The sequence below is a fragment of the Streptomyces sp. NPDC006872 genome, from assembly GCF_040635845.1.
Lineage (GTDB): Bacteria > Actinomycetota > Actinomycetes > Streptomycetales > Streptomycetaceae > Streptomyces.
Genome location: NZ_JBEYIL010000040.1, coordinates 19,448 through 39,992, shown reverse-complemented (window position 1 = coordinate 39,992; position 20,545 = coordinate 19,448). Strand labels below are relative to the sequence as shown.

At 71.0% G+C, this 20,545-nt stretch carries 41 protein-coding genes; 38 read left to right on the top strand and 3 right to left on the bottom strand.

Annotated features, from left to right (window positions below; all coding sequences use genetic code 11):
• Positions 1 to 114 (top strand): 3-hydroxyacyl-CoA dehydrogenase family protein (locus ABZ725_RS51715; RefSeq protein ID WP_358809337.1); only part of this gene is annotated, 114 nt, incomplete at its 5' end.
• Positions 115 to 242: 128 nt separating this feature from the next.
• Here ABZ725_RS51715 and ABZ725_RS51710 read toward each other — a convergent pair.
• From ABZ725_RS51710 to ABZ725_RS51700, 3 genes are all read right to left on the bottom strand, one after another.
• Positions 243 to 1,868 carry a site-specific integrase gene (locus ABZ725_RS51710; protein ID WP_358809335.1) on the bottom strand — a complete coding sequence of 542 codons (1,626 nt, stop codon included), beginning with the start codon at positions 1,866 to 1,868 and terminating at the stop codon, positions 243 to 245.
• Complete coding sequence (locus ABZ725_RS51705) at positions 1,832 to 2,281, bottom strand: ImmA/IrrE family metallo-endopeptidase (RefSeq protein WP_358809334.1); 450 nt, start codon at positions 2,279 to 2,281, stop codon at positions 1,832 to 1,834. Before ABZ725_RS51705 ends, ABZ725_RS51710 begins: the two co-directional genes overlap by 37 nt.
• A 210-nt stretch (positions 2,282 to 2,491) precedes the next feature.
• Positions 2,492 to 3,082: a hypothetical protein gene (locus ABZ725_RS51700; RefSeq protein WP_358809333.1), complete on the bottom strand. Its 591-nt coding sequence runs from the start codon at positions 3,080 to 3,082 to the stop codon at positions 2,492 to 2,494.
• Between the two features lie 177 nt (positions 3,083 to 3,259).
• Here ABZ725_RS51700 and ABZ725_RS51695 point away from each other — a divergent pair, with 177 nt between their 5' ends.
• The 37 genes from ABZ725_RS51695 to ABZ725_RS51515 all read left to right on the top strand — a co-directional run bounded on the left by ABZ725_RS51695 (position 3,260) and on the right by ABZ725_RS51515 (position 20,543).
• Positions 3,260 to 3,508, top strand: coding sequence for a helix-turn-helix transcriptional regulator (locus ABZ725_RS51695; protein WP_358809332.1), 249 nt, complete (start codon positions 3,260 to 3,262; stop codon positions 3,506 to 3,508).
• Positions 3,489 to 3,770, top strand: a complete 282-nt coding sequence (locus ABZ725_RS51690; RefSeq protein WP_358809331.1) for a DNA-binding protein — start codon at positions 3,489 to 3,491, stop codon at positions 3,768 to 3,770. The genes ABZ725_RS51695 and ABZ725_RS51690 overlap by 20 nt, the downstream gene beginning before the upstream one ends.
• A 98-nt stretch (positions 3,771 to 3,868) precedes the next feature.
• Positions 3,869 to 4,132 (top strand): hypothetical protein, encoded by a 264-nt coding sequence (locus ABZ725_RS51685; protein WP_358809330.1) that lies wholly within the window; start codon positions 3,869 to 3,871, stop codon positions 4,130 to 4,132.
• Positions 4,129 to 4,929: a hypothetical protein gene (locus tag ABZ725_RS51680; protein WP_358809329.1), complete on the top strand. Its 801-nt coding sequence runs from the start codon at positions 4,129 to 4,131 to the stop codon at positions 4,927 to 4,929. The genes ABZ725_RS51685 and ABZ725_RS51680 overlap by 4 nt, the downstream gene beginning before the upstream one ends.
• Complete coding sequence (locus tag ABZ725_RS51675; protein ID WP_358809328.1) at positions 4,929 to 5,132, top strand: hypothetical protein; 204 nt, start codon at positions 4,929 to 4,931, stop codon at positions 5,130 to 5,132. The genes ABZ725_RS51680 and ABZ725_RS51675 overlap by 1 nt, the downstream gene beginning before the upstream one ends.
• Complete coding sequence (locus tag ABZ725_RS51670) at positions 5,129 to 5,302, top strand: hypothetical protein (protein ID WP_358809327.1); 174 nt, start codon at positions 5,129 to 5,131, stop codon at positions 5,300 to 5,302. The genes ABZ725_RS51675 and ABZ725_RS51670 overlap by 4 nt, the downstream gene beginning before the upstream one ends.
• Entirely contained in the window at positions 5,299 to 5,547 is a 249-nt protein-coding gene (locus ABZ725_RS51665; protein WP_358809326.1) for a hypothetical protein, read from the top strand. The genes ABZ725_RS51670 and ABZ725_RS51665 overlap by 4 nt, the downstream gene beginning before the upstream one ends.
• Entirely contained in the window at positions 5,547 to 5,849 is a 303-nt protein-coding gene (locus tag ABZ725_RS51660; RefSeq protein WP_358809325.1) for a hypothetical protein, read from the top strand. Before ABZ725_RS51665 ends, ABZ725_RS51660 begins: the two co-directional genes overlap by 1 nt.
• Positions 5,846 to 6,163 carry a hypothetical protein gene (locus tag ABZ725_RS51655; protein WP_358809324.1) on the top strand — a complete coding sequence of 106 codons (318 nt, stop codon included), beginning with the start codon at positions 5,846 to 5,848 and terminating at the stop codon, positions 6,161 to 6,163. The genes ABZ725_RS51660 and ABZ725_RS51655 overlap by 4 nt, the downstream gene beginning before the upstream one ends.
• Positions 6,160 to 6,738, top strand: coding sequence for a hypothetical protein (locus ABZ725_RS51650; protein ID WP_358809323.1), 579 nt, complete (start codon positions 6,160 to 6,162; stop codon positions 6,736 to 6,738). Before ABZ725_RS51655 ends, ABZ725_RS51650 begins: the two co-directional genes overlap by 4 nt.
• A gap of 115 nt (positions 6,739 to 6,853) precedes the next feature.
• Positions 6,854 to 7,141, top strand: a complete 288-nt coding sequence (locus ABZ725_RS51645; RefSeq protein WP_358809322.1) for a hypothetical protein — start codon at positions 6,854 to 6,856, stop codon at positions 7,139 to 7,141.
• A 22-nt stretch (positions 7,142 to 7,163) separates the two neighbouring features.
• Positions 7,164 to 7,853, top strand: coding sequence for a 3'-5' exonuclease (locus ABZ725_RS51640; protein WP_358809321.1), 690 nt, complete (start codon positions 7,164 to 7,166; stop codon positions 7,851 to 7,853).
• The gene (locus tag ABZ725_RS51635; protein WP_358809320.1) at positions 7,850 to 8,515 is read left to right on the top strand and encodes a hypothetical protein; all 666 of its coding nucleotides are present in this window, start codon (positions 7,850 to 7,852) and stop codon (positions 8,513 to 8,515) included. The genes ABZ725_RS51640 and ABZ725_RS51635 overlap by 4 nt, the downstream gene beginning before the upstream one ends.
• The gene (locus tag ABZ725_RS51630; protein ID WP_358809319.1) at positions 8,512 to 8,961 is read left to right on the top strand and encodes a hypothetical protein; all 450 of its coding nucleotides are present in this window, start codon (positions 8,512 to 8,514) and stop codon (positions 8,959 to 8,961) included. The genes ABZ725_RS51635 and ABZ725_RS51630 overlap by 4 nt, the downstream gene beginning before the upstream one ends.
• Positions 8,958 to 9,329: a hypothetical protein gene (locus ABZ725_RS51625; protein WP_358809318.1), complete on the top strand. Its 372-nt coding sequence runs from the start codon at positions 8,958 to 8,960 to the stop codon at positions 9,327 to 9,329. Before ABZ725_RS51630 ends, ABZ725_RS51625 begins: the two co-directional genes overlap by 4 nt.
• On the top strand, positions 9,329 to 9,604 hold the full coding sequence (locus tag ABZ725_RS51620) for a hypothetical protein (protein ID WP_358809317.1): 276 nt from the start codon (positions 9,329 to 9,331) through the stop codon (positions 9,602 to 9,604). Before ABZ725_RS51625 ends, ABZ725_RS51620 begins: the two co-directional genes overlap by 1 nt.
• Positions 9,604 to 10,566, top strand: a complete 963-nt coding sequence (locus ABZ725_RS51615; protein WP_358809316.1) for a hypothetical protein — start codon at positions 9,604 to 9,606, stop codon at positions 10,564 to 10,566. The genes ABZ725_RS51620 and ABZ725_RS51615 overlap by 1 nt, the downstream gene beginning before the upstream one ends.
• A gap of 21 nt (positions 10,567 to 10,587) precedes the next feature.
• Complete coding sequence (locus ABZ725_RS51610; RefSeq protein ID WP_358809315.1) at positions 10,588 to 11,493, top strand: hypothetical protein; 906 nt, start codon at positions 10,588 to 10,590, stop codon at positions 11,491 to 11,493.
• Entirely contained in the window at positions 11,490 to 12,005 is a 516-nt protein-coding gene (locus ABZ725_RS51605) for a hypothetical protein (RefSeq protein WP_358809314.1), read from the top strand. The genes ABZ725_RS51610 and ABZ725_RS51605 overlap by 4 nt, the downstream gene beginning before the upstream one ends.
• Entirely contained in the window at positions 12,002 to 12,607 is a 606-nt protein-coding gene (locus tag ABZ725_RS51600; protein ID WP_358809313.1) for a hypothetical protein, read from the top strand. The genes ABZ725_RS51605 and ABZ725_RS51600 overlap by 4 nt, the downstream gene beginning before the upstream one ends.
• Before the next feature lie 27 nt (positions 12,608 to 12,634).
• On the top strand, positions 12,635 to 12,922 hold the full coding sequence (locus tag ABZ725_RS51595; protein ID WP_358809312.1) for a hypothetical protein: 288 nt from the start codon (positions 12,635 to 12,637) through the stop codon (positions 12,920 to 12,922).
• Complete coding sequence (locus tag ABZ725_RS51590) at positions 12,919 to 13,140, top strand: hypothetical protein (protein ID WP_358809311.1); 222 nt, start codon at positions 12,919 to 12,921, stop codon at positions 13,138 to 13,140. The genes ABZ725_RS51595 and ABZ725_RS51590 overlap by 4 nt, the downstream gene beginning before the upstream one ends.
• Entirely contained in the window at positions 13,124 to 13,444 is a 321-nt protein-coding gene (locus ABZ725_RS51585) for a DUF6011 domain-containing protein (protein WP_358809310.1), read from the top strand. The genes ABZ725_RS51590 and ABZ725_RS51585 overlap by 17 nt, the downstream gene beginning before the upstream one ends.
• Entirely contained in the window at positions 13,444 to 14,067 is a 624-nt protein-coding gene (locus ABZ725_RS51580) for a hypothetical protein (RefSeq protein WP_358809309.1), read from the top strand. Before ABZ725_RS51585 ends, ABZ725_RS51580 begins: the two co-directional genes overlap by 1 nt.
• Positions 14,068 to 14,117: 50 nt before the next feature.
• The gene (locus tag ABZ725_RS51575) at positions 14,118 to 14,327 is read left to right on the top strand and encodes a hypothetical protein (protein WP_358809308.1); all 210 of its coding nucleotides are present in this window, start codon (positions 14,118 to 14,120) and stop codon (positions 14,325 to 14,327) included.
• A 103-nt stretch (positions 14,328 to 14,430) separates the two neighbouring features.
• On the top strand, positions 14,431 to 14,748 hold the full coding sequence (locus ABZ725_RS51570; protein WP_358809307.1) for a hypothetical protein: 318 nt from the start codon (positions 14,431 to 14,433) through the stop codon (positions 14,746 to 14,748).
• A complete protein-coding gene (locus ABZ725_RS51565; RefSeq protein ID WP_358809306.1) occupies positions 14,745 to 14,951 on the top strand; it encodes a hypothetical protein in 207 nt (68 codons plus the stop codon). The genes ABZ725_RS51570 and ABZ725_RS51565 overlap by 4 nt, the downstream gene beginning before the upstream one ends.
• Complete coding sequence (locus ABZ725_RS51560) at positions 14,948 to 15,712, top strand: hypothetical protein (protein WP_358809305.1); 765 nt, start codon at positions 14,948 to 14,950, stop codon at positions 15,710 to 15,712. The genes ABZ725_RS51565 and ABZ725_RS51560 overlap by 4 nt, the downstream gene beginning before the upstream one ends.
• Positions 15,709 to 15,855 (top strand): hypothetical protein, encoded by a 147-nt coding sequence (locus tag ABZ725_RS51555; protein WP_358809304.1) that lies wholly within the window; start codon positions 15,709 to 15,711, stop codon positions 15,853 to 15,855. The genes ABZ725_RS51560 and ABZ725_RS51555 overlap by 4 nt, the downstream gene beginning before the upstream one ends.
• Before the next feature lie 8 nt (positions 15,856 to 15,863).
• Positions 15,864 to 16,376 carry a hypothetical protein gene (locus ABZ725_RS51550; protein ID WP_358809303.1) on the top strand — a complete coding sequence of 171 codons (513 nt, stop codon included), beginning with the start codon at positions 15,864 to 15,866 and terminating at the stop codon, positions 16,374 to 16,376.
• Positions 16,376 to 16,693, top strand: a complete 318-nt coding sequence (locus ABZ725_RS51545) for a hypothetical protein (protein ID WP_358809302.1) — start codon at positions 16,376 to 16,378, stop codon at positions 16,691 to 16,693. Before ABZ725_RS51550 ends, ABZ725_RS51545 begins: the two co-directional genes overlap by 1 nt.
• A gap of 126 nt (positions 16,694 to 16,819) precedes the next feature.
• Complete coding sequence (locus ABZ725_RS51540) at positions 16,820 to 17,020, top strand: hypothetical protein (RefSeq protein WP_358809301.1); 201 nt, start codon at positions 16,820 to 16,822, stop codon at positions 17,018 to 17,020.
• A 102-nt stretch (positions 17,021 to 17,122) separates the two neighbouring features.
• Entirely contained in the window at positions 17,123 to 17,323 is a 201-nt protein-coding gene (locus ABZ725_RS51535) for a hypothetical protein (RefSeq protein ID WP_358809300.1), read from the top strand.
• 86 nt (positions 17,324 to 17,409) lie between these two features.
• Positions 17,410 to 17,853 carry a hypothetical protein gene (locus ABZ725_RS51530; RefSeq protein ID WP_358809299.1) on the top strand — a complete coding sequence of 148 codons (444 nt, stop codon included), beginning with the start codon at positions 17,410 to 17,412 and terminating at the stop codon, positions 17,851 to 17,853.
• Between the two features lie 87 nt (positions 17,854 to 17,940).
• Complete coding sequence (locus ABZ725_RS51525) at positions 17,941 to 18,294, top strand: hypothetical protein (protein ID WP_358809298.1); 354 nt, start codon at positions 17,941 to 17,943, stop codon at positions 18,292 to 18,294.
• Positions 18,295 to 18,457: 163 nt separating this feature from the next.
• Entirely contained in the window at positions 18,458 to 18,934 is a 477-nt protein-coding gene (locus ABZ725_RS51520; RefSeq protein ID WP_358809297.1) for a hypothetical protein, read from the top strand.
• Positions 18,918 to 20,543, top strand: coding sequence for a hypothetical protein (locus ABZ725_RS51515; RefSeq protein WP_358809296.1), 1,626 nt, complete (start codon positions 18,918 to 18,920; stop codon positions 20,541 to 20,543). The genes ABZ725_RS51520 and ABZ725_RS51515 overlap by 17 nt, the downstream gene beginning before the upstream one ends.
• The last annotated feature ends 2 nt before the right edge of the window (positions 20,544 to 20,545 follow it).

The window sequence follows — 20,545 nt, the reverse complement described above, 5'->3', positions numbered from 1 at the left end:
ATGTACGAGGAGTACAAGGAACCGCTGTACGCGGCTCCCCCGCTGCTCCAGCGCATGGTGGACGCGGGCCGACTGGGCCGCAAGACCGGCTCAGGCTTCTACACATACAGCTGACCAGCACATATGCGCCGCGTCGCCTGTTCGAGAACGGCACGACTGAGGCCCGCCTCCCGTACTTCCGGGGGCGGGCCTCAGTGATCGTTGCGCTTACGAGGGGGTTCTGAGGGGGTTTCAGTGGGAGGTCACGTCACTCCCTCGGCGGGCACGAGCAGGAACCGCCCGAGCGCCTGGTACGGCCGGAGCGGTTCGGCGACCTGATCGTTCAGGTTCTCCGCCCGCTTCACAGCCAGACCCTGCACAGCAGCGTACTCCCGTACCCACGCCAGGCAAGAGGCGAGCGCGCGGTCCGCGTCGTCACCGGCGTCGGTGCGGATCTCCCCCAGCGCGCCGGCCGCCGCGTCCAGTTTGGCGCCCATCGTCCAGGGACCGCCGCTGTAGCGCGCGCCCTGCACGTACAGCTCGGCCGAGTCGCCGATCTGCCCGGCCTCGAGCGCGAGGGGAACGGACTCCGCCCAACCGAACGGATCGACTGCCCACAGGTCGGCGGCCGCCGGGCGGGCCTGCGCGCCGGCGTCCAGCCAGGCGTCCACGGCGGTCCGGCCGCGCAGGCCGCGGTCCGGCATGAAGTGCGAGTAGACCTTCAGCGTGATGTCTGGTGAAGCGTGACCCATCCAGTGCGAAACGGAGATCACGTCCTCGCCGCCGCCCAGCTGCACGCTCGCGTAGGTGTGCCGCCAGCGGTGGTGCATCATCTCCCGCGACGGCTCCCACCCCCAGTTCGAATCCTCCTTGCGCGGCGCGATCAGCCCGGCGGCGGCGAGCGCCGGCTTCATGATGTGGTTGTTGTACGTCGACGGGCTGAGGCGGTTGCGGAAGCGCGTCGTCGTCATCAGCCGGACCTTGGCCGTCGGCCGTCCGCCGTTGCCCGGGCCCTGCCACGGAAGGGTCACGGTCACCGCAGGGTACTTCTCGCCGTGTTCGTCGATCAGCTTGAGCAGGCCCGGCGACAGCGGGATGACTCGCTCTTTGTCGCCCTTGGGCAGCTTGAAGTAGGGGCGGCTGGAGTTCTCCCACAGCAGCTGGCGGCGCAGGTGCAGGACCATCAGGTCGCGGTCGACATCGTCCGGGCTGAAGCCGAAGGTCTCACCCTGCCGCTGCCCGGCCCTCATCCCGAGGTCCGCGATGATCCGGTACCGCGCCGGTATCTCCTCCCTGATCGCGTGCGCCTCCTCCTTCGTCCAGGCCCGGGCCTTCGTCTCGCCCGCACCCGTGGGTCGCACGCCCTTCTCCGCCTGCTGGCAGGGGTTCTTCGCGATCTTCTTCCCGACGGCCGACTTGAAGATGGAGCTGAGATGGTTCCAGATCACCTCGAGCGTGGAGTCCGCCAGGCCGCGCCCCTTCAGCTCGCGCTTCCACTCGACCAAATGGTCGTCGTCGATGACGTTCATCGGAGTCCGGCCGAGAGCGGAGCCCACGATGTGGTTGAAGATCTTCGACTTCATCGGCGCCGCCGTGTTCACCGCGTCCGTCCTCTTGGGCCACCACTCGTCCGTGATGTAGTCCGCCAGGAGGAGCTCGCCGTCGCGGTCGTCGACGAACTCCTTCTTCTTCGTCGCGCTCAGCGCCTTGACCCGCCAGTCCTTCGCTTCCTCGAGCGTCTCGAAGCTCCGCTTGCGCACGCCCGGGATTCCGCACACCCGGTACCGCTTGGTCTTGGTGCCGTAGAGCTCGGTGCGCTCGCGCTTCCCGGTGACGGGGTCCTTGCGCTTCTTCAGCCAGCGATCCTCGATCCATCCTGATGACGCCACGGCCAGCCCTCCCCTCTGAGGTCGTTGAGACGGACCTCGAGCAGACGTTCCGTCACGCGCAGCTCTGCTGCCGCGGTGTACGTGTCGGCCGCCCATTGGGCGACCTCGGCGAGGTCCGAGATGGCTATCAGTTTGCGCGCCGCCTCGAGGTCGGCGCGGCGCTCCTGGCGGATCCGCTCAACCGGGCTGTTGCAGTCCGCATCGTCGGCGTACACGTGCTCCAGTTCGTGCGCCAGGACGCAACGTTCCTGCACGGCGCTGAGGCCGGAGGCGATGACGATCCGCTGGCGGTCCCGGGACCACGCTCCCCACGTATCCCTCAGCCAGGTACGCACCACGACGATACCGAGCTGATCGAGGATCACAGCAGGCGCGTAGTGGAGACCGGCGGATACCAGCGGCTGTACGGACATGCGCCCCCCAGGAGTTCAGACGGGTGGGAAGCGCGCCGGATGTCCATTCCTACCTGATCACACACAGGCAATGGAAGGTAACTGTAGGAAATCCTTCAACTCGCTCCACACGGTGCCGAATCCAGGCAGCGGCGAACAACCCCGGCGCTTTATAGACATGGCGACGCGGCGAGGTGGTAGACCCCGCCGCGCTCGAAAAGGTTGTGCGCCTCAGCCGTTCCGGTTCAGCGCGTCGCTGATGCGCGCCGCATCGTCGGCGGGCACACCCTCGCCGACGGCGTGCGGCCGATACGCGGCCAGGGCGTAGGAGGACCGCGTCGACTGCGGGGCGGTGACCGCCTCGAGCAGCTGCTGCACGAGGTGGTCGAAGTCGTCTCGCAGCGCGGCCGGCGCACCGAGCCGGGCCGCCGTGCGACTGAACTCATACACGCCCGGCACGAGTTCGAGCAGGCGCCCGCGCGACGGATCCGCGTGCGCCTCGGCGGCCTCGGTCTGCTCCTCGACGGTCTGCTCCTCGACCACGTCACGCCGCAGCACGTCCGCCGGATCCTCCCCGGCCAGGATCCGGTCAGTCCAGCCCGGCCGCCAGTCGAGGGCCGCGACGACCGGTTCGAGCTTCGTGGGCTTGCTCCGCTTCTTCGGAGGCGTGAGCTCCTCGAGGCTGGCGATGGTGCGCTCGGACACCTGGCCGCCGCGCTCCTGGACGCGGGCGACGAGCTGCAGGCGGGTGAGGCCCTGCCGTTCACGGTCGCCTCGGATGGCGTGACCCAGCACGGCCCACCGCTCGGGGTCGTGATTCATCCAAGCCTCCGCCAGGTCTCTACACGCAACAAGAAGCAACGACAGGAAACAACGTACCAACCGGTCACCTGCGACCGACAGTCGAGATCCCGCCGCTGACCTGCAACTTCAGAATCTTTCCTGTTCTTTCATGTGTACCGCTTGCTTCGTTGCAGGTTCTTTCCTAATCTTTCCGGTGTGAAGGCGCGAGGAAGCAGCATCCGGCGCAATCGCGAGGAGTCGGGCTGTGGCCTGACGGAGTTCGCCCAACGCATCGGGATCTCCGCCTCGTACCTGTCCCGGATCGAAAGAAACCAGGCCAGCCCCAGCCCGGCCATCGTGCGGCGCATCGCCGTCGAGCTCCGCAAGGAGCGCGACGCCCGGGAGGCCATCCGTGAAATCACCGAGAGCGAAGACGAGGGAAGTGATGACGACCCAGACGGGTGAGCAGTCCCCCCACCTCACCGTGAAGCAGCTGGCCAGCCGCTGGCAGACCACCGCCACGGCCATCTACATCGCCCGCCACCGTGGTAAGGCGCCGGCCGCCTTCAAGCAGGGCGCGCTGGTGCTGTTCCCGCTTGCCGAGGTCGAGCGCTACGAGGCCACGCAGATGGCCGGAGACCGACCCTCCCACCGAGGCACCACCGCCGAGCACCGGCCGCCGGAGGCGCGTCGCGCCCGCCGTGGCCGGAAGCCCGCCACCGCCTGACAAGGCGACGGCCCCGACGCCGGGCTGCAACCCAGTCGTCGAGGCCTCCGAGTTCCACCGCTCTACCTGCAATCGCCTGCAAGAGAGAAGAGGACCCCGTGTCCGCATCATCCCAGACCCGGCCGCCCGTGCCGTTGACGTCGCCCACCGGCGACCGTCCGGTCCGGCCCATCTCCGACCTCGACGTGCCGCTCACCCGCCTGAAGGCGGACATGGGCAAGCTCGTCGTCCGCCAGCGCCTCGCCGCCCTGGACCAGCTGCGTGAGCAGCTCCCCCTCACCGACCCCGACCGGCACGCCCTCGACACCGCCGCCGACGCCCGCTTCGCCGCGCTCGCCAGCGAGATGGGCGGCACCGCGTGAACACGAAGCTGGTGAACACAGCGGCGGACGCGATCTGCCGCGCGATGAAGAACGGGAAGCAGACGCCCGCCGGAATCGCCTTCGACCTGGAGTCGGCGCAACTCCTCCAGTCGCCGGAGACGGCCGCCGAGCTGACTCGCCTGCGACGGTACGTCGAGACCCGCCAGTCCCGCGAGGAGGAGCTGCTGGCCGCGATGGGCCGGTACGACCTCATCAACACCCCGGACGCGTGGGATCTGGGTATGACGGTCATCGCCCACCTGGAGGGCCCGCACCGGCCGTCGACGCCGGAGGAGCTGGAACCGGGGCTTCGCAGGCTGATCGAGCAGCTGCGGGCCCGGGTCGACGAGGTCGAGCGGGCGTACACCTTCGACACGGCCAAGCTGAAGGCGCGCGTCGCCGAGTTGGAAGCCGCTGCCATCGAGGGGCGGGCCGCTCTTGCCGCGCTGTGCCACGACCTCGAAGACCCGGGAAGCAACGCCTTCGGTGCCCTCTTTCTGCTTCAGCAGGCCACGCCTGGGACGCCTATGGAGCCGGGCGAGAACGTTCCGACGGTCTACCGGGCAGAGCACGACTCGATCGTGATGGGCCTGTACATGACGGCTGCCGCCGCCCGCGAGCACTGCGAGACCCTCATCCGCCGCGACATCCCCGGTGCCGCCCTCGACTGGATCGAGGACGAGGAGGACGGCGTTGCCGAACTGGTCGCCGCCTTCGGCGAGGACGAGCGGCCGACGGGCTACATCGTGACCTCGCTGGAGGTCGCCTCCCGGTACGACGCCGAGGCGGACGAGTGATGGCGACCGCGATGGAGCCCCGCCCGCTCGCCGACCTGGAGGTCGACTCGGTCCTCGCGGTCGAGGCCGCATGGGCGCACCGGTCGCGCGGGCTGAAGCCGTGGACCGTCGGCGAGTTCCTCGACCGGGTCGCCGCCGTCCACGCCCGCTACGAGCTGCGCCGCGAGTGGCTGCGTCGGCACCCGCAGGGAGTTGGCGAGTGAGCGCCCTCGAGCTGCCGGTCAGCGCCCTCCTCGACACGGCCACCGTGCTGGTCGTCCCCGGTATCGCCCGCTGGCTCGGCATCTCCACGCCGCAGGCAGACGGACCCGGCGACGCCCTGGACGCCTACCTCGCCACCAGCGACCACACCACCCAGGGGGGACCTGCGTGAGCGCCTACGAACACATGACCAACGCCGACGTGATGAGCGCTGACGAGCTCGCCGAGCACGACCGCGACGCGAAGTTCCGGCTGGACGCGGCGGACGAAGCGCGGGCGCTCGAGGAGGAGCAGAGCCAGACGGCGGAGGCCGACGACCCGGACGACTGCGGTGGCGAGTTCATCGACGGCACCTGGTACGGCTGCGGCGCGTGTGAGGCCTGCCTGAGCACGTCGGACGACGCGGAGGACATGTGATGCGCGCCTACGACTTCTGGCAAGAGACCGGCACCGCCGAATCCAGCGCCTACCCGATGGCGAGCCTGTCGCTGCGGCCGAGCAGGGATGCCACCGCGAACGAATTGCAGATGATGTTCCCCCAGGGAACCGCACCTGACGTCCAGCTGGCCATCGCTGACCGTGTGCTGGCCGGCGTGCAGCGGTGGAGGGACATCATCGCCGAGGGCGTCGACCGGCAGCGCACCGCCGTGGACGAACTCGCCGCCGCCCGCGAGGAGATCGCCCGCCTCAAGGCCGAGCGCGAGGACGGTGCGGAGTGAGCGACAGTCTCGCGAAGGCGCGCGCCGACGTCGCCGAGATCCTGCGGCAGGACACCGGCACCGACCGCCCGAAGTGGCGGGTCACCCTCACCGACAGCGAGTCCCTCACCGGCCTCGCCCCCGTCTGCACGGGCGAGCGGTCCGACGCCCTGCATCAGATCCCCGACTACCCGGGCGGCCCGATCCGGGACGAGGACGGTGTGTACGGCTGCTGCCCGTGGCCGCAGATCGAGACGTACTCGGAGCCAGTGGCCGCGTATCTGGTGGCGCTGCTGAACGCTGACGTCGAGCAGGCCTCGGGCGGTGCGGCATGAAGTGCGGCGAGCCGAAGCCCGGCGCCTCCTACAAGGACTGCGACGAGGAACTGAAGCACCGCGGCGATCACAGCTACCTCGGCGAACGCTGGCCGCGACTGAAGCCCGCCGAGCCGGACTGGGATGTCGCGGAACTCCTCGACACCACCACGCCCGCGAACGCGTGGGGTGTGCTGGAACGCAGCTTCCCGATCATCGTCACCGAGACCATCACCCGGGTCATCTGGGTGGAGGCCGAGAACGAGGATCAGGCCCTGGCGTACTGGGGCGAGGACCCCACCGACCTGCCGTCCGGCGGCGAGGTCCTGGACGGCTCCTTGGAATTCGAGCGGCCGGACAAGTGGCAGCGTCAGGCAGCGTTCCAAGCCAACCGCTTCGAGTCGAAGATCGGCCCGCTGGTTCCGTGCCCCGGCTGCGGCGTGGAGGCGTTCCGGCGGGAGTGGTTCCACAGCCCGTTCCGGAAGTGTCACGGCCCGATCGAGTGGACCGAGCGTCCGGCGGCCTCGAACCCGCGCTACCGGTACAGCCGTAAGCACCGGGCCCATGTCGGGGCCCTGAATTCGACGCCCGCCTGACCACCTGACAGGCCGCATCGAGCCTCCCCCAACAGGGCTCTGCGGCCGGCCGGGCCCGCCCGCGACTTCCCCCCGGCGGGCGGGCCCGGCACCCCACACCCAGAAAGCGAGAACGATGAAGACACGCCGCGCCAGCCGCTACGTGACCGTCATGACCGAGGTCGAAGTCGACATCGCCGACTACCTCACCGAATCCGAAGACGACGAGCTGAGCGAGTTCGGCCTGCACCGCGCCAACAGCTGCGCGGGAGACCCGCACGGCGCCGCCGGTGAACTCCACACCGCGCTCAACGCGCTGCACCAGCAGGCCCACGAGGACCAGCTGCTGTTCATCGACATGTGCCTGCGCGAGCCCTGCCGCTCGCTGTCCCTCCAGAAGTTCCCGCAGCTCGGCAGCCGCTGACCCGTCCTCGAAAGCGAGCACCATGAGCACTACCAAGAGGCCCGTACTCCTGGCCTTCGTCGATACCGAGACCACCGGGCTGGATCCCTTCCTGCACGACGCGTGGGAGATCGCCGTCATCCTGCGCGCCGACGGCCAGGACGAAGAGCACGTCGTCCGCATCGAGCCGGACCTGTCGAACGCAACCGCCGAGGCGCTGCGGATCAACCGCTACCACGAGCGGACGTCCGCCCCGGGGTGGGTGTGGGACGACCGCGAGACGGCGGCCCGGCGCCTGCACACGCTGCTGGACGGGGCCGTCCTCGTCGGCTCCAACGTCGCCTTCGACGCCGAGATGCTCACCCACCTGTTCGGCCGGTACTACGACCAGCCGCGGCCCTGGCACTACCGCACCGTCGACATCGTCACCCTGGCCGTCGGGTCCCTGTACGGGCGGGCCAGCGAGTGGACGCGGCACCAGTGCGACGCCACTTGGTACGGCAAGGTCGCCAAGGCGGTCGGCTGGCCGTGGCGCACGCACGACGTGTCCCGGCTCGTCGAGGTCGATCCGCCGGCCGCGGACGTCGCGCACACCGCGCTCGGCGACGCCCGATGGGCGCGCAGCGTGTGGGACGGCGTGACCGTGCCGGACGCCTTCTTCGCCGCTTCCGACGAGCAGCTGGCCGCGATGGCCGGCGACGCCCTCTCCCGCCTGCACGGAGGCCAGTCATGACCGTCACCCTGCCCGCGCCCCCGCCGCGCGTCGCCCGCCTGCCCTGCAACAAGGTCGGCTACCCCATCCCGTGGTTCGTCGCCCGCATCAACGGCGAGCCGGACTTCCGCGTCGTCGGCGAAGGCAAGATGCACGGCGCGATCACCTTCCGCTGCTGCTGGATCTGCGGCGACAGTCTCATCAACCGCACACTTGGCGCGGCCGCCACGCAGTACGCCTACGTCGTCGGCCCGATGTGCGCCGCGAACCGCACGTCGCCCGAACCCCCGGCGCACCGCGACTGCGCCGTCTACGCCGCCACCGCCTGCCCGTTCCTCACCACCCCCGGCATGCGCCGCAGGGACGCCAACCTGCCCGAGGACGCCGCCGCCCCGGACGGCGTGATGATCAAGCGGAACCCGGGCGTCGCCGTGGTCTGGGTGACGCCCGGGTGGCACATGATCCCCGGCTACCGGCTGTTCCACCTCGGCGAACCCGTCGAGACTCTCTGGTTCGCCGAAGGCCGCCCCGCCACCCGCGACGAGGCCCTCGCCGCCATCGACTCCGGCATGCCCATCCTGCGCTCCGAGGCGGAGCAGGACCAGGACCCGGACATGGCGCTCGCCCTGCTCGAGGTGCAGTACGAGCGCGCCCTCCTGCTCGTCCCCGGCGGTGGCCAGTGAACACCGACGACACGGCCAACCTCGTCTTCGAGGCTCTCGCCTACGCCGTAGCCGGGCAGGGCGACGACGCGGCACGCCACCTGATCACCATCGGCAGCCAGTCCGACGACAACCGCATGTACGGGGTGTGCTGCGCCATCGCCGCCGCTGGCGAGCACATGCTCTGCCAGCTCTACGGCGAGCGTGCGCCCCGGCCCGAGCACGGCGACATGTGGGTCCTCAAACAGCTCCAGCCCGGCGCCATGGACAGTGACCCGCCGAAGGCCTTCGCCGCTCGCTTCCTCGTCGCCTACTGCAACAAGGACAACCAGACCACGCTGGCGCTGTTCGCTGCCGCCCTCGCGTCGGAAGGCGACCAGTACGTCGACTCGGTGTGCGCGCTCCTCGTCATGGTCGCCGGGATCTCCCGTCTCGCCATCGACGAGAAGAGAGGCGGCCAGCGATGAGCGAGCAGCTCCAGTTCTCCGAGCCCGTGCAGGGTGCCGTCGACCCGGACGCCGGGGAGGCCGCGAAGGCCGACGGCATGGCCCTCGCGCAGGCGAACACGCCCACCGACTGGGCTGAGGCGTGCGCCGCCGCCATCGAGGAGATGGCCCGCCGCGGCGTCGAGTTCCAGGCCGCCGACCTCATCGCCGAGCGCCTGGTCGACGAGCCCGACAGCCCGAACCGGTGGGGGCCCGCTTTCCTGAAGGCCTCGGCGGCCGGGGTGATCGAGGCGTGCGGCTACGCCAAGTCGAAGCGCGCGACGGTGCACAGCTCGATCTGCCGCACCTGGCGGGGCACCGTGGCCTACCGCGGCAGGAGCGCCGCGTGATGACCGCCCCCGTGCTGCCCGGGCAGCTGGTCGTCGCCGCGGCCGTCGTCTCGATCGTCGTCCTCATGTGCATTGCGGTCGCCCTGCTCATCGTGGCCGTCGACCGCACCGTCCAGTGGGTGCGCCGCCGGGCCGCCGACCGCCGCGCGCGGCAGGTCCTCGAGGAAGCGCGCCGCCACCTCGACTCCTTCAGCGCGACCGACCCGGAGGTCGTGGCCGGCCTCGCCCGGCTGCGGGCCGCGGTCCGCGACGAGCAGCGCGGGGAGTGGTCCTGATGCAGATCGCTCCCGAGGTGGCCGGGCTGCTGCGCGAGGGCCTGTCGAACGCTGCGGTGGCCAGGCGTACCGGCCTGCACCCGGTGAAGGTGGCGGACGCCCGCAGCGCCCTGGGGCTGCCCGGCTTCGCCGACGTGCTGCCGGTCTACGTCGCTCCGGACAGCCGCCGCCCGCACGGCTCGCGCGCCAAGTACGTCGTGGAGAAGTGCCGGTGCCGTCCCTGCCGGGACGCCAACCGGACGCGGGAGAACGAGCGGTCCCGCCAGATCGCCTACGGCCGGTACGAGTCGCCGTTCGTGGACGCAGGACCGGCCCGCGCCCATCTGCTGTATCTGCGGTCCTGCGGGATGGGCCTGCGGGCCATCGCGGCCGAACTCGGCGTCGGACGCCGGTATCTGCAGTCCATCGTCAGCGGTCGGCCGGACCGCGGCGGCGGCGCCCCGCAGAAGGGCATCAGCCCCGAGCGGGCCGCCGCGATCCTGGCCGTCCGGCCGACGCTGGACACGCTGGCCGGACACGCCCATGTCAGCGCCGTCGGCACCGTCCGCAGGCTTCAGGCGCTGGTCGCGTTCGGCTGGCCCGTGATGCGTCTCGCACAGCACATCGACTGGACCACGACGAACCTGTGCGCGCTGTTCACCGCGACCGGCGTCACCGTGCAGACGGCCCGCCGGATCCGCGACCTGTACCGGGAGCTGTCGAACACCGACCCCCGCACCCACGGGGCCAGCGAGGCCGGCGTGGCCGGCTCCAAGGCCCGCGCGCTCAAGGCCGGGTGGGCGCCGCCCGCCGCGTGGGACGACGACCGGATCGACGACCCCGACGCCTCCCCTGACTGGACCGGACAGTGCGGCACCCGGGCCGGATACCTCGCGCACCGCGCCCACGAGATCCCGCCCTGCGCGCCGTGCCGCGACGCCAACGCCGCCTACCGTCGCGCCCTGTCCACCGCCCACGCCTGACGAACTGGAGAGACACACCAGGTGAGCACTGACGACCGCGTGCAGAGCGTCCGCAACGCGTGGACCAACGCCCTCAGGGCCGAGGTCCTGCGTGTCGGACGACGCATTCCCGAGGTGTCGCGCGTCGTCACGGTCGGCATGTGGATCGCCACCTACGCGGACGCCGACGGCAGCAACGCCTTCCCCGGCCGGGACACCCTGGCCGCCCTGGCCGACTGCTCTCAGGAGTCCGTCACGCGCGCCGTGAAGGTCCTCATGGGGGTCGGCGTCCTCGCCCGCAAGCGCCGGCCGAACGCGTCCGCCATGTACCAGCTGCTGATCCCGGTCGGCAGCAAGGGCCTTCCGTGGGAACAGCACATCCACCACATGACGGACACCCGGCAGCGCCGGGCCCACGCGAAGAAGAAGGCGGACGAGGCTGCCGCGGACGCCCGGACAGCGTCCGTGGACGCTGTGGAAAACCACTACGGGCCTGGGGACAACCAGGCGGACAGCGTCCGTGGACGCGTTCCGGACAGCGTCCGCGCCGGGGGTTCCGGACAGCGTCCGTGGACGCGTTCCGAGAACCCGGACAGCGTCCGTGGACGCCCCCGGACAGCGTCCGTGGACGCGTTCCGGACAGCGTCCACGGACGCGCCTACCAGTACAGAACCTACCTACGGTAGGGACCCCCTCCCCGACCACACTCTGGCTGGCCTTTCACCTCAGCCACAGCCGCGCGCGGGCGAGGCCGCGAAAGACGAGTCATCGACGGGGCAGAGGCAGGCGGCCAAGCCGCGGGACGCGGCGCTCGAGGTGGTACGCGCCCGCGCGCCGCTCACCCGCTGCACCGATCCCGAATGCGGCATGCCGCTGCCCTACGGCGCGACCGGCCTGTGCACCGGCTGCCAGCAGTACGCCAACGACCAAGAGAGGCACAGCGCATGACCGACCAGACAACCGCCGACCACCGCCCCGAGCCCTGGTTCTGGGAAGCCGGTGGTGACGACTGCCCGCACGGCCCCGAGCCGGACAACACCACCGACGCCTGGGACGAGTGGGGCGACCGCCACACCGGAAGTCCGCAAGGCGTCTCCGTCTGCCTCGACGCCCCGGCCGGTGACGCCTGCCCGGAGTGCTCCGCCGAGAACGGCGAGTTCGTCCCCTGGGCCGCATGCAGCGCCCGCTTCCGCCGCAAGGGCAAGCCCACGCCCGACCAGCCCGCCGTCCACCGGCCGGAGACCGTGACCGGCGGCAACCTCGAATGCCTGGAACGGGAATGCGAGGACTTCTTCACCGACGACGGCGACGAGATCCCCGGCAAGGACACCTGCTCCCACCTGACCGAGATGGAGATCTGCATCGGCTGCACCGGCCCGCTCGGGGACTTTCCGCCTGCCGTCGCCTGGGCCGACTGCCCGCAGCGTCTCGCCGTCGCCAGCGAGGGTTGCGTCCGATGACCGGCCAGCAGCCCGCCGTCCCCGAGCCCACCGTGCAGCCCACCCGCTACGAGGTCTCGCTCCTGCCCGGCGAGGACATCAACCAGCACCTGTACGTCATCGAAGTCGAGTACCGCGGCGCAGGCCGGTGGGCGGTCGTCCACCACAACTACTGCCTCGGCACCGACGGAGACTGGGACTTCGGCGTCAAGGAGTACGACCGCGGCGACGGCTGGCACGCGGCCCACCGCTTCGACCTCGACACCGCTCTCGCCCTGGCGAAGGAGCACGCGCCGGACGTCACCGTGAACGGGATCACCGCAGCTGACGCATACCGCCGTGCTGTTCCTGCTATGCCTGGTGCGGCCGACAGCGAGCGCACAGCCGAACAACACGCTGAGATCAGCGGGCCCGTGCCCGAGCCGGCCGCCCGGATCCGCCAGCTGGAGAGCCTCCTCCGCGAGATCCTCACCGACGTGTTCCACGGCATGCGCAGCTGCGACAACACGGGGCCGATCGAGCACTACTGGGCACGCATCCTCGACTACGAGCACGCCAAGATGATGGCGATCCTCGACGGCACGGCCCGCCTGCCCGAGGACGAGCAGGGCTCGGGGGTATGACCGATGGGCCTGCATCAGGGGGCGCCGATGCCCGCCGGCATCCGCCACGCCTTCCGCGCCCGCGCACACCCCGCCCGCTCCGTGCCCTGCCCGCACGAGCACTGCCGGGCCCGCGCACACCAGTCGTGCATCGTCCGCGTCAACGGCCGCACGCTCGCCAAGCCGCACGCCTCCCGCATCAGCCTGTGGGCCGAGACCACCGCCTGCTGCCCGGAGTGCCAGGTCTTGCAGGGCACCCCGTGCCACGTCAACGGCGTGGCTCTGCCTGAAGTCCATCCCCGCCGCATCCAGGAAGCGAAGGAGACCCTCGCGTGAGCATCCGCATCGAACTCGACGACGTGCGTGCCACGGACCGCCTCATCGAGGCGCTCTACGTGGCATCCGGCACCCGGCCCCACAGTGCGCAGGCTCTGGAATGGCTGGGGCTCGCCGTCGAGCTGGAGCAGGCGGTCGACCGGCTGCCTCCCACGTACCCGCCCCGTGACCGGCACCTGCAGACCTTGGACGGTGAACGGCATGCCAGGGCCTCCTGAAACCGGCGAGGCCGGCGCGTCCGGAGAGGCCACCGCATGCATGGCCTGCGGCCGTCCCCTGCGCGATCGGGAATCCCGGCGGCTGCGCCTCGGCCCCCGCTGCCTGAAACGGCTGAAGGCCGCCCTCGAGCGCCGCCCCCGCCGCCTCATCGGAACACACACGGCCATAACTCACCCGAAGGCCGTGCCCTCCCGCCCGTCCCAGCTCGCCCTCGAAATCTGGGACGACGACGAACCCGACGAGGACGACGACCCGTACCGCCCCCGGTCCATGACCGACGTACCGACAGGAACCCTGCTCTGATGAACTGCGGACTGTGCGGCCGCGAGTCCGGCCCGCTGTACCTGTGCGAGTGGGACACCCGATCCCTCGACAAGCGGCTGACCGAACTGCCCGTCCTGTACCGCGAGGTCGCCGAGTGCCTCGTGCCGCGCCGCTCCGGGTGGGGCGAGATCGTCGCCACCCGCGGCGCGGCCGGCCCACGGTCCCCCATCAACGAGGACGTGCTGGACACCGTCACCACGGTGCGCACCTCCGAGGTGGTCCGGTCGTGGCGGGTGGACGTGCAGCGCGTCCGCTGGCCGCACCACGGGCCGCCGGCCGCGGCCTCGCTAGAAGCGGACTGCCGGTGGCTGGCCATGGAGCTGGAGTGGATCACCGCCGAGTACCCGGCCGCCGGGGACCTGGCGCGCGAGGTCCGCGAGCTGGAGGGGCAGGCCCGGGTGATCGTGGGCGACCCGCCGCCCCGGCCGAAGGATATCGGGCAGTGCATCGCCGTCGTGAACGACGACGGGACCAGGTGCGGTGCCGCGCTCACGCACACGGCCGGCCAGTCCGGCATCACGTGCCGCCAGTGCCGGGCGGTCTACCGAGGCCAGCAGGACCTCCTGCTCTTGCTGCACTACCAGCCGGAAGCCTCCGCATGACTATCACACCCACCCTTGTGCACAAGTGGGGGTGTGATAGCCTCGGAGAGGTGGAAACGCCTACATGGCGGGACCGTCTCCGTGAGGAAGACGAGCTGCTGGAACAGCTCAACGCCCAAGCGGAACAAGCCCGCAGACGACGAGCACAAGCCATGAAGGAAGGGTCCGAGCAACTCGGCAGCGTCTACGCGCTGGCCAAGGAACTGGGGCTCAGCTGGACGGCCGTCGCCAACGCGATCAAGAAGTACACAACCGAATAGACAGCGAGGGCCGGACAGCAGCTCCCCGCGGTGCTGGAACACCGAGGAGGCGCGCGCGCCGCCCGACCCTCTACCGAACATCCTGACGTAACCAGGAGTCGGCATGACTGATCATGTCGCGGGCCCGAACACGCCCGCAAGTTCCACGACAGCCGAGCTGCACAGCGCGGCCTGGCGTGACTACCACAGCCCCGCCGGCCGCCTGGCCCGCGCAAACTTCGCCCGCCGCTACCCGGCCACCCCCGACTCGCAGCCCGAGCCCAGCGAGCTCGACGTCGCCATCAACGTCGCGCAGCAGCTCCTCGACAGCGACAGCGTCCTGTCCCTCCACGAGTCCATCCGCCTGCTGCTGCGCGCCCTCGGCGCCGAGCCGCCCGCCCCCGCAGCCGACGTGGACACCCCGCGGGGTGAGCGCCCGTGACCGCCTACCACCCCCTGCTCCCGGACGACGAGCCCGAGATCGTGCCGGTGGGCAACGCCCGCACGGTCGCCCGGCAGCTGCTCGCCGAGTACGCGGCCACCAACATCCACGACCACAACGCGACCGTCCAGGCGGCCACCGCCCTCGGCACGATCCTGCGCTCCCTCGTCACCGCCCTCGACGCCGAGCGGGGTGACGCGTGAAGCGCGACCCGCTCCTGTGGGCCGCCCTCGCCGCGGTCCTCGTCGTCCTCGCCTCCGCCGAATACAACCTCGCCGTCGCATGCGGCTTCGGCCAGTACGTCGCCGCGGGCGTCCCCGCCGCCCTCGACGTCTACGCCCTCGCCGCGCTCCGTGCCCGCCGCGACGTCCTCGCCGTCGTCACCGTGCTCATCGCCGTGAACGCCGCCAGCCACCTCGTCGAGGTCGGCCTCTTCCCCGTATCCGTACCCCTCGTCGTCGCCGTCTCCGCGGTCGCCCCGCTCGTCCTGTGGCGCGTCCACCGGCTCAGCGAGCAGCACCCCGAGCCCGTCGAGGAGCCGGCCGTATCCGCCGTACCCGAGGCGTACCCGCCCGTCGAGGTACACCGGGATACACCCGCCCCCGAGCCCGTCGAGCAGGCGCCCGCGATCCAGATCCTCGGCCCGTTCGCCAGCCTCGAACACCTCCCGCGCATCACCGCGCACCCGGAGGCGTATCCCGAACCCGAGCAGGACGAACACGAGCGCGCCGACGACGACGCACTCGTCCTGGAGACGCCGACCGAGAAAGCGGATACACCGCCGCTGCCGCCCGGATACGAGCGCGCCGACGGCCGCCAGGACGAGCTGACCGCGCGGGCACGCGAGGACTTCGAGGAGCTGCTCGGCCAGGGCCGCGCGCCCTCGATCCGGTCCCTGAGGGATACGTACTCCATCGGCCAGCCACGCGCACAGCGCATCCAGAGCGAGCTGACCCGGGCGTGATCCTCGCCGCGTTCTTCGCCGGCACCGCCCTCCTCGCCCTCCTCGGGCTGTGCGCCGTCGCGCTCCACGACGTCCCCCGCATCACCGGGACCGTCGCCTTCGTCCTCACCCTCGCCGCGCTCGGCGCGGCCATCCTCCGCTAGGACCGCTCGTGAATTACGTGACCTTCGGCGGCGTCACCGTCGGCCTCATCCTGCTCGGCTACGAACTCGTCTCCTGGTGGCCCGGCCGCAAGGCCCTGACGAAGGACCCCGTCAAGCACGCGTCCCGCCTGCTCCCGTACCTCGCGTCCTGGTCATACGGCTGCCTCACCACCCTCGGGGTCGGCGGCGCCGTCGGCTGGATCTCCGGGACCGTCCTCGGCCTGTCCAACTGGCTCGGCGACGTCGCCCTCGTCTGGGGCGTCGGCGGCACCGGCGGCCAGTCCGCCGCCCGCGCCACGTTCCTCCCGCTGTCCGGCCCCGGGCTCGGCGTCGTCCTGATCCTCACCGCCTGCTTCGCGGCCGCGGTGAAGAAGGCGGGCGACGAGCAGGCCGGCGTACTCAAGCGCGGGGCGTGGTGCGGCATCACGCTCGGCACCAGCGCGGGCGTGGCCGGGTTCGCCGCGGTGCCGCTCGCCACGGCCGCAACGTGGCTCGGCGACAACGTGTACGGGGCCCTGTGATGGCGGCCGATGAGGAACCGTCCCGGACGGCCGGCGGGTGCGTCCTGGCCGTCCTCGCCGGGGCCGCGGCCGCCGCCCTGTTCGCAGTCGACGAGGCCCTCGGCGTCCTCACCCTCGTCACGGTCGGCTGGGTGGCCGTCTGGCGCTCCGCCCGACGCCGCATGTCCGATTCGTCCGCCACTCCCCCACCGAGAGGGGCCGACCCCGAATCTGACGACGCTGCACGTCGCAGGCTCGCAAGAGCGAGAGGGGTGCACGACCCGAACGGGGTTATGTGCACCTACCACCCACCCCGGGAGGAGGTGACCGAGACGTGATCACCAGACTCCTCAGGCTGGTCCCCACCTACTGCGGCAAGTGCGGCTGGTGGACCGAGAACTGCGGCCACTGAGAGCAGCCCCACCGCACCCCGCAACGGTGGGGCTCTCCCGCATCATGGAGGCATGGAGTCACAGAACGTCCGCCCCGGCTACCTCACCGCCCACCAGACCGCCCACCTCCTCGGCATCAGCCTCGGCGGCGTCCGCCTGCTCGTCCACCGCGGCCACCTCGCCCGCTCCGGCGGCACCCCGCGCCAGCCCTGGTACGCCGCCAGAGACGTCGCCGCCCTCGCCGCGAAGCGCGCCACCTCCAAGGTCGCTTGACCCGCAGGCCAGCGCGATGTAACGATCTGCGCGTAGAGCCATGCCCGCGATCGAGCCCCCGGTGACCTGACCCCGGGGGCTTCGTCGTGCCAGGGAGGCACCATGCTCGCCGCACCCAACCCCGCCGCCGAGGCCGCCCACCAACTCGCCCGCGACGGCCGCCACGTCCACCTTGTCTTCGACGGACACAGCACCTGCCTCCAAGGCTGCTGCGATCCAGTCCCCATCGAACTGCCCGCCGCCACACGCGAACGGGCCCGCCTCATCCGGCTGTCGCTCGCCGCCGGCATCCCCCAACTCTGACGACGTCACAAGACGGACACACCGCCACCGACCGGGCCAACGGCAGCGCATGATGCCCCCTCAGCCACACGGACCCAGGGGGGACCATGCGCACCCGCACAGCCGCTGCCGCCATCATCGCCGCCATCGCTCTGACCGCCTGCAGCGCCAGCGAAGACGTCACCGGCAATGACACCGCGACGGCCAAGACGTCGCCCACCGCCACCGCATCGGGGATCACGGACGAGCAGAAAGCCGCGGCCCGAGAGGCGGCCGGCCTCCCGCCCACCCCGCAACCGGCGGAATGGGCCGCCTACATCAAAGCCCTCGACGCCATCGACGCGGACATCGTCCACGGCAAGGAAGACAAGGCGATCAGCCGCGGCATCGACAGCTGCAGCGGCATCAAGCGCTACCCCGACGACAAGGCGCTGCAGGTGAAGACGACCGGGTCGCGCTTCACCTCGCCGGACCATCCCGAGGGCCGCGACACCGCCACCGCGACCAAGATCCTCGCCGCGGCCCACAAGTACATCTGCCCCGACTTCTGAGCTACCCCTTAGGCACCTCGGTGCCCTGCCACCCGCGGCCCCGTACCCACCAGGTACGGGGCCGCGCTCATGCCCGCGGAGGAGGCCATGGCGCGCAAGGCGCTGCAGGTCTGCCCCACCCCCGGATGCCCGACGCTCACCCCAGGCGGGAAGTGCGATCCCTGCGCAGCCAAGGCCAGGGCAGCCAGGCCCGCGCCCAACGCACGCGGATACAACTCGGACTGGCGCAAGGCCAGCGCCGAGTACCTGCGTGACCATCCCTGGTGCGAGTGCCAAGCCTGCTCGTCTCTCCCCATGCTGCAGCGCGACTTGGCGACCGAGGTCGACCACATCGACGGCCTCGGCCCGCTCGGCCCGCGCGGCTTCGACCCGTCCAACTGGCAGGCCATGAGCAAGCGGCACCACTCCCGCAAAACCGCGGCAGAAACCTGGGGATTTTGAAATCACTTTCGGTCACCGACCCAGGGGGGTGACCCCTGGCCGGCCGGGGTGGAGCAGCGCGGGGGAGGGCGCTCGAAGGTCCGACGGGTTCATAGGGTCCCCGCTGTCACGCAATGTGACGGCATGGTGCTGCGCAATGCAGCGCGTTGAAGGAGTGATCGACATGCCCCGTGGTGGAGCTCGCGCAGTCTCCGGACCGGCGCCGGATCCCCGGTCGCTGCGCAGCAGCAGGGCCGCGGACAAGGGCGGCTGGAGGACTCTGCCGGCCGAGGGCCGCGGCGCGCCGGCACCCGAGTGGCCGCTGACGACGCCCGCTGACCGTGAGCTGGATCTGTGGGACGAGCTGTGGTCGAAGCCGCAGGCCGTGGCGTGGGAGGACATGGGCCAGGAGCTGGAGGTCGCGCTGTTCGTGCGGACGCTGGCCGAGGCCGAGCGCGTCGACGGCCGGGTGGACGTGAAGAAGATGGTGCGCGGCTACCTCGACTCGCTCGGGCTGAGCGTGACGGGCATGAACCGCAACCGGTGGAAGGTCGCCCCGGCCGTCGAGGAGCCGGCCGAGACCGCTCCGGCGGCCGCGCCCGCGCGGCGCCCCTCGGCGCGGGACAGGCTGAAGGTCGTACCCAGTGGCGAAGGGGCCTGACGCCGGGCCCGAGTTCGTCGTCGACTTCCCCACCCTGTGGATCGTGCCCGACTGGATCGAAGCGCACTGCCCCGTCCCGGACGGGTTCCGGGCGGGCGAGGACCTCGAGCTGTACCCGTGGCAGCTGTGGTGCACGGCCAACCACTACCGCGTGCGCCCGGGCGCGAGCGTGGGGCAGCTGGCGCCCGCGTTCCACTACCGGCGCTCGCAGGTGGTGGCTCCGCAGAAGACCGGCAAGGGCCCGTGGTCGGCGACCATCGTCCTGGCCGAAGCCGCGGGCCCGGTCGTCTTCGACGGGTGGGCCCGCGGCGACGAGCGCTACCGCTGCTCGGATCACGGCTGCGGCTGCGGATGGTGGTACGACTACCAGCCGGGCGACCCGATGGGGACGCCGTGGCCGACGCCGCTGATCCAGCTGACGGCGACGTCCGAGGACCAGGTCGCGAACGTGTACCGGCCGCTGCAGGCGATGGTCAAGCGGGGCCCGCTCGCCGAGATGATGTCGGTCGGCGAGGAGTTCACCCGCGTCGGCGACGACGGCCGCATCGACACCGTCACGTCGTCCGCCATGAGCCGGCTGGGCAACCCGATCATCTTCGCGATGCAGGACGAGACCGGCCTGTACACGACGGCGAACAAGCTGCGCCGGGTCGCCGAGACCCAGCGCCGCGGCACGGCCGGCATGGGCGGCCGCTCGATGGAGACGACGAACGCGTGGGACCCGTCGGAGAACTCGGTCGCGCAGACGACCGCCGAGGCCAAGGCGAAGGACGTCTTCAAGTACCACCCGGAAGCGCCGAAGTCCCTGTCGTACAGCAACAAGCGGGACCGTCGGAAGATCCACGCGGTGGTGTACGCGGGCTCGTCGCACGTCGACCTGGACGCGATCGAGGCCGAGACCGCCGAGATCATGGAGAAGGATCCGGCGCAGGGCGAGAGGTTCTTCGGCAACCGGTGCGTCGCCGGTTCGGCTTCGTGGCTGGACGGGGCGAAGTGGGCGGCGAAGGCGAAGCCGCGGCGAGTCCGTCCGATGACACGGATCGTGCTCGGCTTCGACGGATCTGACAGCGACGACTGGACGGCGATCCGCGCCGAGACGATGGACGGTTACCAGTTCACCCCGCTCTACGGGCCGAACGACGAGCCGACTATCTGGAACCCGGCCGACACCGATGGCCAGGTCCCGCGCGCTGAGGTGCGCGCCGCGATGGAGCAGGTGTTTCGCCGGTACGACGTGGTGCGCCTCTACGCGGATCCGCCCTACTGGGAGACCGAGATCGACGACTGGGTGGACGACTTCGGCGAGGAGCGGGTCATCCGGTGGCACACCCGGCGCATCGTCCAGATGCACGCCGCGTGTGAGCGGCTGAAGACCGACGTCGTCAAGCGGGACAGCACGTTCCGGCACGACGGCTGCGAGATCACGCAGAAGCACATCGAGCACACCCGTGCAGCAGCGCGGCCGATGGACCGGTACGTGCTGCGCAAGGCGAGCCCCACCCAGAAGATCGACGCCACGATCCCGAGCATCCTCGCCCACGAGGCGCTCGGCGACGTCATCGCCGCGGGCCTGGCCGAGCGCGAAGTGTCCTACTACTACGGCAGTTGAGG